Source organism: Citrobacter sp. RHB25-C09 (genome assembly GCF_013836145.1).
Classification (GTDB): Bacteria; Pseudomonadota; Gammaproteobacteria; order Enterobacterales; family Enterobacteriaceae; genus Citrobacter_A.
Window position 1 is genome coordinate 568,145 of sequence record NZ_CP057483.1, and the last position, 13,137, is coordinate 581,281.

A 13,137-nucleotide genomic window follows, 5' to 3' on the forward strand; every position below is an offset into this window, starting at 1 on the left:
TCCGATAGCGTCTATTTATCTTCAAATTGTTTCGGGAATAGGGGTTAAAGCTTGCCTTCACAACCGCAGTCAGCAATGACTTTGCGAACCACTTCTTTCATCGCGGCTTTGGCTGGCACCATGTAATGTCGGGGATCGTTAGCATTGGCATGTGTGCTGAGATACGTTTTCAGGGCATCAGAAAAGGCGATTTTGAGTTCGGTAGCGACATTAACTTTGCAGATGCCCAGTGAGATAGCATGCTTGATATCCTGCGTGGGGAGCCCAGACGCACCGTGTAGAACCAGAGGAATATCAACCCGTTGGCGAATCTGATTCAGTCGTTCAAAATCCAGTTTGGGTTCGGCACTATACAGGCCATGCGCGGTGCCGATGGCGACCGCTAAAGAGTCAATCCCGGTCTTGTTGATAAACTCACGCGCCTGCTCCGGGTGGGTATAGAGGGCATCTTTTCCATCAACGATCAGGTCATCCTCCTGGCCGCCCAGTCGCCCCAGTTCTGCCTCTACGCTGACGTCATAGCGATGGCAGTAATCGACAACGTTTTTCACGAGTGCAATATTGTCAGCAAACGGCAAATGCGAGCCATCGATCATGACTGAACGAACGCCAGCAGCCACTTTACTTTCGATATCGTCGATCTTTTCATGATGATCGAGATGGATCGCAAGGGGGTGATTCCACTCTTTTGCCAGCTCTGCTGCGATCGCGACGATATTGCCTACTCCAGCATAACTAAATGTACCGGGGGTTCCCGCAACGATCAGGGGAGAGCGCAGCTCTGCTGCCGTCTCCACCACCACTTGTAGTGTTTCGAGATTGTGGATGTTAAATGCCGGTACGGCGTAACCTTCCTGCTGGGCCTTCTTTAGCATTGTTTTGCTGGAAATGATAAACATCCTTCCTCCGAAATCTTTCGTTTGTTTTCTTCGAAAGAAGATATAGGCTTTCGTAATGCTTTAATGTGATTTCGATCGGAAAAATGAAAGTTACGAAAGGAATGGAAGGATTGCGAAAGTAGATGAACGAAAAAAAAGCATGCTTGATAAGCATGCTTTCGACTCGCCGACAGGAATGTTTGTAGGCCGGATAAGGCGTTTACGCCGCCATCCGGCAATCAAGTAATCAGGTCACCGGTGCTGGGTTAAACACTGCCAGTTGGTTGTGCAGACCCCATTGGTCAGAGAACGTTTTCTTACGCCCGCTGGCAACATCCAGTATGAATTCAAACAATTTCTGTCCCACCTCTTCGATGGTTTCTTCCCCTGTAGCGATGGTCCCCGCGTTAATATCCATTAAGTCAAACCAGCGGTTCGCCAGTTCTGTGCGCGTCGCCATCTTAATGACCGGTACCGCCATCAGGCCGTACGGCGTGCCGCGTCCGGTGGTAAACACCTGCACGGTGATACCGGAAGCGACCTGCTGAGTCCCGCAGACAAAATCGCTGGCGGGCGTCGCAGCGTAGATTAAACCGCGTTTTGTTGGGCGCTGTCCCGGAGAGAGAACCTCGACAATGGCGCTCTTACCGGATTTCGCAATGGAGCCCAGCGCCTTTTCCACTACGTTGGCGAGGCCGCCCTTTTTATTGCCCGGCGACGGGTTCGCGCTGCGGTCAGTTTTCCCCATATCGAGATAGTTATCGTACCAGGCCATCTCTTCCAGCAGACGCTTGCCAACCTCTTCGTTGATGGTGCGCGGTGTCAGGAGGTGGATCGCATCGCGGACTTCGGTCACTTCCGAGAACATGACCGTTGCGCCGCAGCGTACCAGCAGATCCGAGGCATAGCCCACCGCCGGGTTCGCCGTCACGCCGGAAAACGCGTCGCTGCCACCACACTGCATCCCGACGACCAGCTCCGAAGCCGGACAGGTTTCGCGCTGGCGCAGGTTCAGCTTTGCCAGATGGCGTTCGGCAACCTGCAAAATGTCATCGACCATGGAGCGGAAGCCGACATGTTTTTCATCCTGTAGGCTGACAATACTGGCGCTATCAACCGGAATGCCCGGGACATCAGGGGTGCCTTCCAGCAGCCGCTCCGGCTGGAGCTTTTCACAGCCCAGGCCAATCACCATGACTTCGCCGCCAAAGTTCGGGTTCAGCGAAATGTTATGAATGGTACGAATGGGGACTACCGCCGCCGGCGCGTTAATCGCCACGCCGCAGCCGTACAGGTGATTGAGTCCCACCACGCCGTCGACGTTCGGGTATTTCGGCAGCAGATCGCGCTCAATGATTTTCACGACATAATCGACCACGCCCGCCACACAGTGGACGCTGGTGGTGATGCCAAGCAAATTTTTGGTGCCTACGCTGCCATCGGCGTTGCGGTAGCCCTCAAAGGTATAACCTTCCAGCGGGGGTAGCGGCTCCGGCACTTTAGTTGCCAGCGGCAGGGTATTTAACGGCGGCGCTTTGGGCAGTTCGACCATTGATTCATCAATCCAGCTACCGCATGCAATGTCGCGCACGGCATAGCCGATCACTTCGCCGTAGCGCACTATTTCACCGTGAACGGGAATGTACATCAGCGCGACTTTATGGCCCTGCGGAATATGTTCAATAAGCGTCAGGCCATCCGAAAAACGCGTTCCGGCTTTTAGACCATTGTCATTAACAATTATCGCCACGTTATCGGTATCGTGGACTTTTATATAAAACGCGCTCGGCGATTCTTGTCTAATTTCGATGTTGGCCATTGCTCACTCTTCTCCAGCCGGATGATGATATTAATGTAAATGTTTTCAGAAAATATAAAAAAGAAAGTTATGACGTGATGAAATAAGAATGTCAGGAGTTCAGAAATAAGAATGTGATCGGGATCACTCATTATGGCCAACGCCCCGCCGGCCAAGGGGGGAAAGCGTAAATCTGTGCATTAGCGCCCAGCGGTATGGGCAAATGCTCAAAATATTATTTATTCACGATGCCTTAAATGAGCGTTTGCACAATGCCTAATGGCCGTGCGCTGATTATACTGAATCACGAACTAAGTACATTCTGTTTATTAATAATCGATAGCGTCTGCCATCAATAAATAATAATAAAATATCTGCCTGAGTGCCTGAGGTAAATAAAATGATCCTGGATACGGTTGAAGAAAAAAAGAAAGGAACGCATACCCGCTATTTAATCTTGCTGATAATTTTTATTGTCACTGCGGTTAACTATGCTGACCGTGCGACGTTGTCGATTGCCGGAACCGAAGTCGCTAAAGAGTTACAGCTTAGCGCGGTGTCGATGGGGTATATCTTCTCTGCTTTTGGCTGGGCCTATTTGCTAATGCAAATCCCCGGCGGCTGGCTGCTCGACAAGTTTGGTTCGAAAAAAGTCTATACGTATAGCCTGTTTTTCTGGTCGCTGTTCACCTTCCTGCAAGGCTTTGTGGATCTGTTTCCGCTGGCCTGGGCAGGCGTCTCAATGTTCTTTATGCGCTTTATGCTGGGGTTTTCGGAAGCGCCTTCTTTCCCGGCGAACGCGCGCATTGTCGCGGCCTGGTTCCCAACCAAAGAGCGCGGTACCGCATCAGCCATTTTTAACTCGGCGCAGTATTTCTCGCTGGCGCTGTTCTCGCCGCTGCTGGGCTGGTTGACCTTCGCCTGGGGTTGGGAGCATGTTTTTACCGTGATGGGCGTCATTGGCTTTGTGTTGACGGGGCTGTGGATCAAACTGATTCATAACCCAACTGACCACCCGCGTATGTCCGCTGAAGAACTAAAATTCATTTCTGAAAACGGCGCCGTGGTCGACATGGACCACAAAAAACCGGGGAACGCCGTGGCGAGTGGCCCGAAGCTGCATTATATCAAGCAGCTACTATCCAATCGCATGATGCTCGGCGTCTTCTTCGGTCAGTATTTTATCAACACCATTACCTGGTTCTTCCTGACATGGTTCCCGATTTATCTGGTGCAGGAAAAGGGCATGTCGATCCTCAAAGTGGGGCTGGTGGCATCAATTCCGGCACTGTGTGGTTTTGCCGGTGGCGTACTGGGCGGCGTGTTCTCTGACTATCTGATTAAGCGCGGCTTTACCATCACCGTCGCACGTAAGCTGCCGATTGTGCTGGGCATGCTGCTGGCGTCGACCATCATCTTATGCAACTACACCGATAACACAGCCCTGGTCGTGTCCCTGATGGCGCTGGCTTTCTTCGGGAAAGGCTTTGGCGCACTGGGTTGGCCGGTGATTTCGGACACTGCGCCGAAAGAGATTGTTGGCCTGTGTGGCGGCGTATTTAACGTCTTTGGCAACGTGGCATCCATCGTGACCCCGCTGGTCATCGGTTATCTGGTGAGTGAACTGCACTCCTTCAACGCCGCGCTGGTTTTCGTTGGCTGTTCCGCGCTGATGGCGATGGTTTGCTACCTGTTTATTGTCGGTGACATCAAACGTATGGAACTGCAGAAATAATTAACGGTTAAGTGACAAGGTAAACGTAATGAATAACGACATTTTCCCGAACAAATTCAAGGCGGCGCTGGCAGCGCATCAGGTTCAGATTGGCTGTTGGTCTGCGCTGGCAAACCCCATCAGCACCGAGGTGCTAGGGCTGGCGGGCTTCGACTGGCTGGTACTGGATGGCGAACATGCGCCCAACGATGTCTCCACCTTTATTCCGCAGCTGATGGCGCTGAAAGGCAGTGTCAGCGCGCCGGTAGTACGCGTGCCGACTAACGAACCGGTGATTATTAAGCGTCTGTTGGATATCGGTTTTTACAACTTCCTGATCCCGTTTGTGGAAACGGAACAAGAGGCGGTAAATGCCGTGGCCTCTACCCGCTATCCGCCGGAAGGGATTCGCGGTGTCTCGGTTTCCCACCGCGCCAACATGTTTGGTACGGTTCCGGATTACTTTGCTCAGTCGAATCAGAACATCACCATCATCGTGCAGATCGAGAGCCAGCAGGGCGTAGATAACGTCGATGCCATTGCTGCCACCGCAGGCGTTGACGGGATTTTCGTCGGCCCAAGCGATCTGGCGGCTGCTTTAGGTCACCTGGGTAACGCGTCACATCCTGAGGTTCAAAAAGCCATTCAGCACATTTTTGCTCGCGCGAAAGCGCACGGCAAACCGTGCGGCATCCTGGCGCCTGTTGAGGCCGATGCGCGCCGCTATCTGGAGTGGGGCGCAACCTTTGTCGCCGTCGGCAGCGATCTGGGTGTCTTCCGCTCCGCGACGCAGAAACTGGCAGATTCCTTCAAGAAATAACCACCACCGAAACAAGAGAGATAATTGATATGACTATGAAAGTTGGTTTTATTGGCCTGGGCATTATGGGTAAACCAATGAGTAAAAACCTCCTTAAAGCAGGTTACTCGCTGGTGGTTTCTGACCGTAACCCTGAAACGATAGCTGAAGTGATTGCCGCAGGGGCAGAAACGGCCAGCAGCGCAAAAGCGATCGCCGAGCAGTGTGACGTGATTATCACCATGCTGCCAAACTCTCCGCATGTAAAAGAGGTGGCGCTGGGAGAAGGCGGCATTATTGAAGGTGCAAAACCGGGCACCGTACTGATTGATATGAGCTCCATCGCGCCGCTGGCGAGCCGTGAGATTAGCGAAGCGCTGAAGGCAAAAGGCATCGATATGCTCGATGCGCCGGTCAGCGGTGGCGAACCGAAAGCGATTGACGGCACGTTGTCGGTCATGGTCGGCGGTGACAAAGCGATTTTTGACAAATACTACGACCTGCTGAAAGCAATGGCAGGTTCCGTGGTCCATACCGGGGACATTGGCGCGGGTAACGTGACGAAACTGGCGAATCAGGTGATTGTGGCGCTGAACATTGCGGCAATGTCTGAGGCGCTGACGCTGGCAACGAAAGCGGGGGTGAGTCCGGATCTGGTTTATCAGGCGATCCGTGGCGGCCTCGCGGGCAGCACCGTGCTGGATGCGAAAGCGCCGATGGTGATGGACCGCAACTTCAAGCCGGGCTTCCGTATCGATCTGCATATTAAAGATCTGGCAAATGCGCTTGATACCTCTCACGGCGTTGGCGCACAGCTGCCGCTGACGGCCGCGGTGATGGAAATGATGCAGGCACTGCGCGCGGACGGTCTGGGTACCGCCGATCACAGCGCACTGGCATGCTATTACGAAAAACTGGCAAAAGTAGAAGTCACTCGCTAATGACGTCGTGCCCGGTGACGCAATGCTTACCGGGCCTACAGTCCAGGCCGGAAATGTGCAGTAACAGGCTACAACTATGAAAATTGTTATCGCTCCAGACTCTTATAAAGAAAGCCTATCTGCCCCCGAGGTAGCTCAGGCGATAGAAAAAGGATTTCGGGAAATTTTCCCCGATGCGCAATATGTTACCGTTCCGCTTGCCGATGGTGGTGAAGGGACGGTTGAAGCCATGATTGCTGCCACGCAGGGGTTTGCACATTCCGCTCGGGTGACCGGACCGCTGGGCGAAGAAGTGAATGCCAACTGGGGTATGTCTGGCGATGGTCAAACCGCGTTTATCGAAATGGCAGCGGCCAGTGGACTGGCGCTGGTTCCTCCGGATAAACGCAACCCTCTTATTACGACGTCACGCGGAACGGGGGAACTGATCCTTCAGGCGCTGGAAAGCGGGGCGAAGAATATTATTATCGGCATTGGTGGTAGCGCCACGAATGACGGCGGTGCGGGAATGGTGCAGGCGCTGGGCGCAAAGCTATGCGATGCCAACGGCACGGAGATTGGTTATGGTGGCGGCAGCCTGAACAGCCTCAACACAATTGATATCTCCGGTCTGGACCCGCGCCTGAAAACCTGTGTTATCCGTGTTGCCTGCGATGTGACGAATCCGCTGGTGGGCCAATCCGGCGCATCGCGAATTTTTGGTCCGCAGAAAGGGGCAACTGAAGCGCAGATCGTTGAGCTGGACAATAACCTTGCCCATTACGCAGCAATGATTAAAAAATCGCTGGGCGTGGATGTGAAACAGGTGCCTGGTGCTGGAGCCGCCGGTGGAATGGGGGCGGCGCTGATGGCCTTCCTGGGGGCGGATCTGAAAAGTGGGATCGAAATTGTCACCCAGGCGTTGAATCTGGAAGAGCATATCCATGACTGTACGCTGGTGATCACAGGGGAAGGACGCATCGACAGCCAGAGTATTCACGGCAAAGTTCCGGTGGGCGTAGCGAACGTGGCGAAGAAATACCATAAACCGGTAATTGGCATTGCGGGCAGTCTGACGCAGGATGTGGGCGTGGTACATCAACATGGCATTGATGCCGTCTTCAGCGTTCTCACCCGCATTAGCACGCTGGAAGAGGCGTTTCGTGGCGCATTTGACAACATCTACCGGGCGTCGAGAAACATTGCGGCGACGCTGGCAGTTGGAATGCGCAGTGCAGGGTGACAAGGGCGCACAAACCCTCTATACTTCGCGCCGAAGCTGACCAGACAGTCGCCGCTTCGTCGTCGTCCCTCTCGGGGGAGACGGGCGGAGGGGAGGAAAGTCCGGGCTCCATAGGGCAGGGTGCCAGGTAACGCCTGGGGGGGAAACCCACGACCAGTGCAACAGAGAGCAAACCGCCGATGGCCCACGCAAGTGGGATCAGGTAAGGGTGAAAGGGTGCGGTAAGAGCGCACCGCGCGGCTGGTAACAGTCCGTGGCACGGTAAACTCCACCCGGAGCAAGGCCAAATAGGGGTTCACAAGGTACGGCCCGTACTGAACCCGGGTAGGCTGCTTGAGCCAGTGAGCGATTGCTGGCCTAGATGAATGACTGTCCAACGACAGAACCCGGCTTATCGGTCAGCTTCACTCTTTCCGTTAAAAACCCGCTTCGGCGGGTTTTTGCTTTTGGGCGCGGAATAATTCCTTGAGGGTGTTCTGTCTTCCGGATAAGACGCTTTGGTGTCGCCATCCGGCGGCGATACCAGACCTGCCGATAAGAATTTTCGTGTTTTGTGACAGGCAACACAAATCGCTACCTGTGATAAATTTAGCGAGAGAAACAGAAACCAATCGATTGCTAATGCAAAATTACACGCTGTAAAAACGTCAATTTCCAGTGTTAATGTGTTGTTGTAAATGATGTGATTGTGTTTACCAATGTTTGATTATTGATAAATGTAATGTTTATTTACAAACAAATAAGGCGGAAAAATGTGATACATAACGCCCTTTAACGTAATTTATATATTAATACAAATTTTATTTGATTAATTACTCATTAAATTTAATGAATATTTTGCCTGTTAATCACACGATAATTGCTTGAAATATCGTCGTTCCTCGCTTTTTATAATAGCCATAAAAAATGTATTGTTATCGCCATAAAATATTGTTATCCCCCCCCTTTTTTTTGACTGAAATCAGTCTAATGTGACATTGTTTTTATTTATATTATTGAAAATAAAAGGTTTTATAAAATAAGTGTCACTTGATGAAATATAGCCCCAGGCAATTTGTGAGGGGTCGCACATATCCTTCTTTGCTTAATTTGTTACACTCCACGCCGTCAACAAAGTTATTAACGCAGGACGATATGAATACTTTTATTCTCCCTAAAACTCAGCAGTTGGTGGTCTTTCAGGAAGTCATCAGAAGTGGGTCTATCGGTTCTGCGGCAAAAGAGTTGGGCTTAACGCAACCGGCGGTCAGTAAAATCATTAATGATATTGAAGCTTATTTTGGCGTTGAGTTGGTGGTACGAAAAAATACCGGCGTTACCTTAACCCAGGCCGGGCAGGTTTTGCTCTCCTGGTCTGAATCGATCACTCGTGAGATGAAAAACATGGTGAATGAGATGAACAGCATGACCGACAACGCGGTGGTCGATGTCTCATTCGGTTTCCCTTCGCTGATTGGCTTTACCTTTATGTCCGACATGATTCAGAAGTTCAAAGAGGTCTACCCGAAATCGCAGGTTTCCATGTATGAAGCGCAGCTCTCTTCCTTCTTACCGGCGATTCGTGACGGACGGCTGGATTTTGCTATCGGTACGCTCAGCGATGAAATGAAGTTGCAGGATCTGCACGTGGAGCCGCTCTTCGAATCCGAGTTCGTTCTGGTGGCAAACAAGTCCCGAACATGCACCGGCACCACCACGCTGGAATCGTTGCAGAACGAACAGTGGGTGTTGCCACAAACGAATATGGGCTACTACAGCGAACTCCTCACCACCCTGCAAAGAAGCGGCATCAGTATTGAAAACATCGTTAAAACCGACTCCGTCGTCACCATTTATAATCTTGTTCTCAATGCTGATTTTCTGACGGTTATTCCCTGCGATATGGCCGCCCCTTTTGGTTCCAACCAGTTTATAACATTACCGATAGAAGAATCGTTACCCATAGCGCGCTATGCCGCAATATGGTCCAAAAATTATCGTATTAAAAAAGCAGCATCCATTTTAGTGGAATTAGCGAAAGAGTATTCGTCATATAACAGTTGTAGAAGAAAACAATTAATTGAAATCGGCTAGCTGATTAAATTTTATTTAATCCACGAATAGCGCCATTGCGCTGTGCATCAGCCTTTGGTAACGGCTATCTATTATTTAAATATCCAGGTAAGAGGTTACAATGCACATTACTTACGATCTCCCGGTTGCCATTGAAGATATCCTCGAAGCAAAAAAACGACTCGCAGGAAAAATATATAAAACCGGTATGCCTCGCTCGAATTATTTTAGCGAACGTTGTAAGGGAGAAATATTCCTTAAATTTGAGAACATGCAGCGTACCGGCTCTTTTAAAATTCGCGGCGCGTTTAACAAATTAAGTTCACTGACCGATGCGGAAAAACGTAAAGGCGTTGTCGCCTGTTCTGCGGGTAACCACGCGCAGGGCGTTTCGCTCTCTTGCGCCATGCTCGGGATCGACGGCAAAGTCGTGATGCCAAAAGGCGCACCGAAATCCAAAGTGGCCGCCACCTGCGACTACTCCGCTGAAGTGGTGCTGCACGGGGAGAACTTCAACGACACTATCGCGAAGGTGAGTGAGATTGTCGAAATGGAAGGCCGCATTTTTATCCCGCCGTATGACGACCCGAAAGTAATTGCTGGTCAGGGCACCATCGGCCTGGAAATTATGGAAGATCTGTATGACGTCGATAACGTGATTGTCCCCATCGGCGGCGGCGGTTTAATTGCCGGTATCGCCATTGCGATTAAATCCATTAACCCGACTATTAAAGTGATTGGCGTCCAGGCGGAAAATGTTCACGGCATGGCTGCTTCTTACCGCGCCGGAGAAATAACCACCCATCGAACGACCGGCACCCTGGCGGATGGCTGTGATGTATCTCGCCCAGGGAATTTAACTTACGAAATCGTTCGTGAATTAGTCGATGACATTGTTCTGGTCAGCGAAGACGAAATTCGCAACAGCATGATTGCCTTAATTCAACGCAATAAAGTGGTGACTGAAGGGGCAGGTGCGCTGGCATGTGCGGCTTTATTAAGTGGGAAATTAGATAGCTATATCCAGAACAGAAAAACGGTCAGCATTATTTCTGGCGGCAATATCGATCTTTCTCGTGTATCGCAAATTACAGGTTTAGCTGACGCATAAATCTGGATAATAAATTTTATCGTTGAGGATAGGATATGAGTACTACTGATAGCATTGTATCCAGCCAGACAAAACAGTCGTCCTGGCGTAAATCGGACACCACCTGGACACTGGGTTTATTTGGTACCGCCATCGGCGCCGGGGTGTTGTTCTTCCCCATTCGCGCAGGGTTCGGCGGCTTAATCCCCATTCTTTTGATGTTGGTGCTGGCTTACCCCATCGCCTTCTATTGCCACCGCGCGCTGGCGCGGTTGTGCCTGTCCGGGTCAAATCCATCCGGTAACATCACGGAAACGGTCGAAGAGCATTTTGGTAAGACGGGCGGCGTGGTTATCACGTTCCTCTATTTCTTCGCGATTTGTCCGCTGCTGTGGATTTATGGCGTCACCATTACCAATACGTTCATGACCTTCTGGGAAAATCAGTTGCAGATGCCGGCATTGAATCGTGGCTTTGTCGCCCTGTTCCTGCTACTCCTGATGGCCTTCGTCATCTGGTTTGGTAAGGATTTGATGGTTAAAGTGATGAGCTACCTGGTATGGCCGTTTATTGCCAGCCTGGTGCTGATTTCTCTGTCGTTGATTCCTTACTGGAACGCGGCGGTGATTGAGCAGGTGGATCTGAGCAATATCGCGTTGACGGGTCATGATGGCATTCTGGTTACCGTGTGGCTGGGTATCTCCATCATGGTGTTCTCGTTTAACTTCTCCCCGATTGTCTCTTCTTTTGTCGTGTCCAAGCGCGAAGAGTACGAGAAAGACTTTGGCCGCCAGTACACCGAGCAGAAATGTTCACAAATTATCTCGCGCGCCAGCATGCTGATGGTGGCGGTGGTAATGTTCTTCGCCTTCAGTTGCCTGTTCACGCTGTCTCCGCAAAACATGGCGGACGCGAAAGCGCAGAATATCCCGGTGCTTTCCTACCTCGCCAACCACTTTGCGACAATGTCCGGCACTAAATCCACCTTCGCGACGGTGCTGGAATATGGGGCTTCTATTATTGCGCTGGTTGCGATCTTCAAATCGTTCTTCGGTCACTACCTGGGGACGCTGGAAGGGTTGAACGGACTGGTACTGAAGTTCGGCTATAAAGGCGATAAAACCAAAGTTTCCTCTGGCAAGCTCAACACCATCAGCATGGTCTTCATTATGGGGTCCACCTGGGTTGTGGCTTACGCTAACCCGAACATTCTGGACCTGATTGAAGCAATGGGTGCGCCGATTATCGCCTCGCTGCTGTGCCTGCTGCCGATGTACGCTATTCGTAAAGCGCCGTCGCTGGCGAAATACCGTGGCCGTCTGGATAACGTGTTTGTCACTGCCATTGGTCTGCTGACCATTCTGAACATCGTGTACAAACTGTTTTAAGCCATAACTCAGGATGAGTAATGAAATGAATGAATTTCCGGTAGTGCTGGTGATCAACTGCGGATCGTCTTCAATTAAGTTTTCAGTGCTGGATGCGAATAACTGCGACGCCTTAATGTCAGGAATCGCCGACGGGATTAATACTGAAAACGCTTTTTTAGCAATTAATGGAGGAGAGCCAGCACCGCTGGCTCACCACAGCTACGAAGGCGCATTAAAGGCCATCGCATTTGAACTGGAAAAACGTAATTTAAATGACAGTGTGGCCTTAATTGGCCACCGCATTGCCCACGGCGGAAATATTTTTACGGAGTCCGCGATTATTACCGATGAGGTTATCGATAATATTCGTCAGGTTTCGCCGTTAGCTCCGCTGCATAATTACGCGAACCTGAGCGGTATTGAATCCGCACAGCAGCTTTTCCCTGGCGTCACGCAGGTGGCGGTATTTGATACCAGCTTCCACCAGACAATGGCACCAGAAGCTTATCTGTACGGCCTACCGTGGAATTACTACGCCGAGCTTGGCGTGCGGCGCTACGGTTTTCACGGCACGTCACATCGCTATGTTTCCCAGCGCGCCCATGAGCTGTTGGCGCTCTCAGAACATGACTCTGGCGTGGTGATCGCTCATCTCGGTAACGGAGCCTCGATCTGCGCCGTGCGCAACGGTCTGAGCGTGGATACGTCAATGGGCATGACGCCGCTGGAAGGGCTGATGATGGGCACCCGCAGCGGTGACGTCGACTTCGGCGCAATGGCGTGGGTGGCAAGTGAAACCAACCAGACACTGAGTGACCTGGAACGCGTAGTGAACAAGGAGTCCGGTCTGCTGGGGATTTCCGGTCTGTCATCCGACCTGAGAGTGCTGGAAAAGGCCTGGCATGAAGGACACGAGCGCGCGCAACTGGCCATTAAAACCTTTGTTCATCGCATCGCCCGCCACATTGCCGGACACGCCGCCTCGTTACACCGTCTGGACGGCCTTATTTTCACCGGCGGCATTGGTGAAAACTCAGTCTTAATTCGTCGTCTGGTGTGTGAGCATTTAGCGGTTCTCGGCGTGAATATCGACAGCGAAAGTAACCAATTATCGAATTCGCACGGCGAAAGAATTATTTCCGCCAACGATTCCCGAGTTATTTGCGCCGTTATTCCAACTAACGAAGAGAAAATGATTGCGCTCGATGCCATTACCTTAGGCCGCATTAATGCCGCCGTGGAATACGCCTAATTTATTGTCGTTTTGTAGAGA

General features: G+C 51.3%; 10 protein-coding genes and 1 other RNA gene. 9 read left to right on the top strand and 2 right to left on the bottom strand.

Annotation, left to right across the window (positions count from 1 at the left end):
• Positions 1 to 44: 44 nt before the first annotated feature.
• Positions 45 to 899 carry a tagatose bisphosphate family class II aldolase gene (locus HVY19_RS02750; RefSeq protein ID WP_181682863.1) on the bottom strand — a complete coding sequence of 285 codons (855 nt, stop codon included), beginning with the start codon at positions 897 to 899 and terminating at the stop codon, positions 45 to 47.
• Between the two features lie 226 nt (positions 900 to 1,125).
• On the bottom strand, positions 1,126 to 2,697 hold the full coding sequence (gene garD, locus HVY19_RS02755; RefSeq protein WP_181682864.1) for a galactarate dehydratase: 1,572 nt from the start codon (positions 2,695 to 2,697) through the stop codon (positions 1,126 to 1,128).
• Positions 2,698 to 3,076: 379 nt separating this feature from the next.
• Between garD and garP the strand changes: the two genes are divergently transcribed.
• The 9 genes from garP (at position 3,077) to tdcD (ending at position 13,116) form a co-directional block, all read left to right on the top strand.
• Positions 3,077 to 4,411: a galactarate/glucarate/glycerate transporter GarP gene (garP, locus tag HVY19_RS02760; RefSeq protein WP_181682865.1), complete on the top strand. Its 1,335-nt coding sequence runs from the start codon at positions 3,077 to 3,079 to the stop codon at positions 4,409 to 4,411.
• Between the two features lie 28 nt (positions 4,412 to 4,439).
• Positions 4,440 to 5,210: a 2-dehydro-3-deoxyglucarate aldolase gene (garL, locus tag HVY19_RS02765; RefSeq protein ID WP_181682866.1), complete on the top strand. Its 771-nt coding sequence runs from the start codon at positions 4,440 to 4,442 to the stop codon at positions 5,208 to 5,210.
• A 29-nt stretch (positions 5,211 to 5,239) separates the two neighbouring features.
• Positions 5,240 to 6,130 carry a 2-hydroxy-3-oxopropionate reductase gene (garR, locus tag HVY19_RS02770; RefSeq protein ID WP_181682867.1) on the top strand — a complete coding sequence of 297 codons (891 nt, stop codon included), beginning with the start codon at positions 5,240 to 5,242 and terminating at the stop codon, positions 6,128 to 6,130.
• A gap of 76 nt (positions 6,131 to 6,206) precedes the next feature.
• Entirely contained in the window at positions 6,207 to 7,352 is a 1,146-nt protein-coding gene (gene garK, locus HVY19_RS02775; RefSeq protein ID WP_181682868.1) for a glycerate 2-kinase, read from the top strand.
• A 32-nt stretch (positions 7,353 to 7,384) separates the two neighbouring features.
• Positions 7,385 to 7,762: RNase P RNA component class A (gene rnpB, locus HVY19_RS02780), an RNA gene on the top strand.
• A gap of 724 nt (positions 7,763 to 8,486) precedes the next feature.
• Positions 8,487 to 9,425 carry a transcriptional regulator TdcA gene (tdcA, locus tag HVY19_RS02785; protein WP_181682869.1) on the top strand — a complete coding sequence of 313 codons (939 nt, stop codon included), beginning with the start codon at positions 8,487 to 8,489 and terminating at the stop codon, positions 9,423 to 9,425.
• Positions 9,426 to 9,525: 100 nt separating this feature from the next.
• Entirely contained in the window at positions 9,526 to 10,515 is a 990-nt protein-coding gene (gene tdcB, locus HVY19_RS02790) for a bifunctional threonine ammonia-lyase/L-serine ammonia-lyase TdcB (protein WP_181682870.1), read from the top strand.
• Positions 10,516 to 10,550: 35 nt separating this feature from the next.
• Positions 10,551 to 11,882 carry a threonine/serine transporter TdcC gene (gene tdcC / locus HVY19_RS02795; RefSeq protein ID WP_181682871.1) on the top strand — a complete coding sequence of 444 codons (1,332 nt, stop codon included), beginning with the start codon at positions 10,551 to 10,553 and terminating at the stop codon, positions 11,880 to 11,882.
• 25 nt (positions 11,883 to 11,907) lie between these two features.
• Positions 11,908 to 13,116: a propionate kinase gene (gene tdcD, locus HVY19_RS02800; RefSeq protein WP_181682872.1), complete on the top strand. Its 1,209-nt coding sequence runs from the start codon at positions 11,908 to 11,910 to the stop codon at positions 13,114 to 13,116.
• The last annotated feature ends 21 nt before the right edge of the window (positions 13,117 to 13,137 follow it).

Excerpts from the sequence above, each read along its gene's own strand:
- tdcD (WP_181682872.1), top strand. The coding sequence starts at position 11,908 with ATGAATGAATTTCCGGTAGTGCTGGTGATCAACTGCGGATCGTCTTCA.
- HVY19_RS02750 (WP_181682863.1), bottom strand. The coding sequence starts at position 899 with ATGTTTATCATTTCCAGCAAAACAATGCTAAAGAAGGCCCAGCAGGAA.
- tdcB (WP_181682870.1), top strand. The coding sequence starts at position 9,526 with ATGCACATTACTTACGATCTCCCGGTTGCCATTGAAGATATCCTCGAA.
- tdcA (WP_181682869.1), top strand. The coding sequence starts at position 8,487 with ATGAATACTTTTATTCTCCCTAAAACTCAGCAGTTGGTGGTCTTTCAG.
- garK (WP_181682868.1), top strand. The coding sequence starts at position 6,207 with ATGAAAATTGTTATCGCTCCAGACTCTTATAAAGAAAGCCTATCTGCC.
- garL (WP_181682866.1), top strand. The coding sequence starts at position 4,440 with ATGAATAACGACATTTTCCCGAACAAATTCAAGGCGGCGCTGGCAGCG.
- garD (WP_181682864.1), bottom strand. The coding sequence starts at position 2,697 with ATGGCCAACATCGAAATTAGACAAGAATCGCCGAGCGCGTTTTATATA.
- garP (WP_181682865.1), top strand. The coding sequence starts at position 3,077 with ATGATCCTGGATACGGTTGAAGAAAAAAAGAAAGGAACGCATACCCGC.
- tdcC (WP_181682871.1), top strand. The coding sequence starts at position 10,551 with ATGAGTACTACTGATAGCATTGTATCCAGCCAGACAAAACAGTCGTCC.
- garR (WP_181682867.1), top strand. The coding sequence starts at position 5,240 with ATGACTATGAAAGTTGGTTTTATTGGCCTGGGCATTATGGGTAAACCA.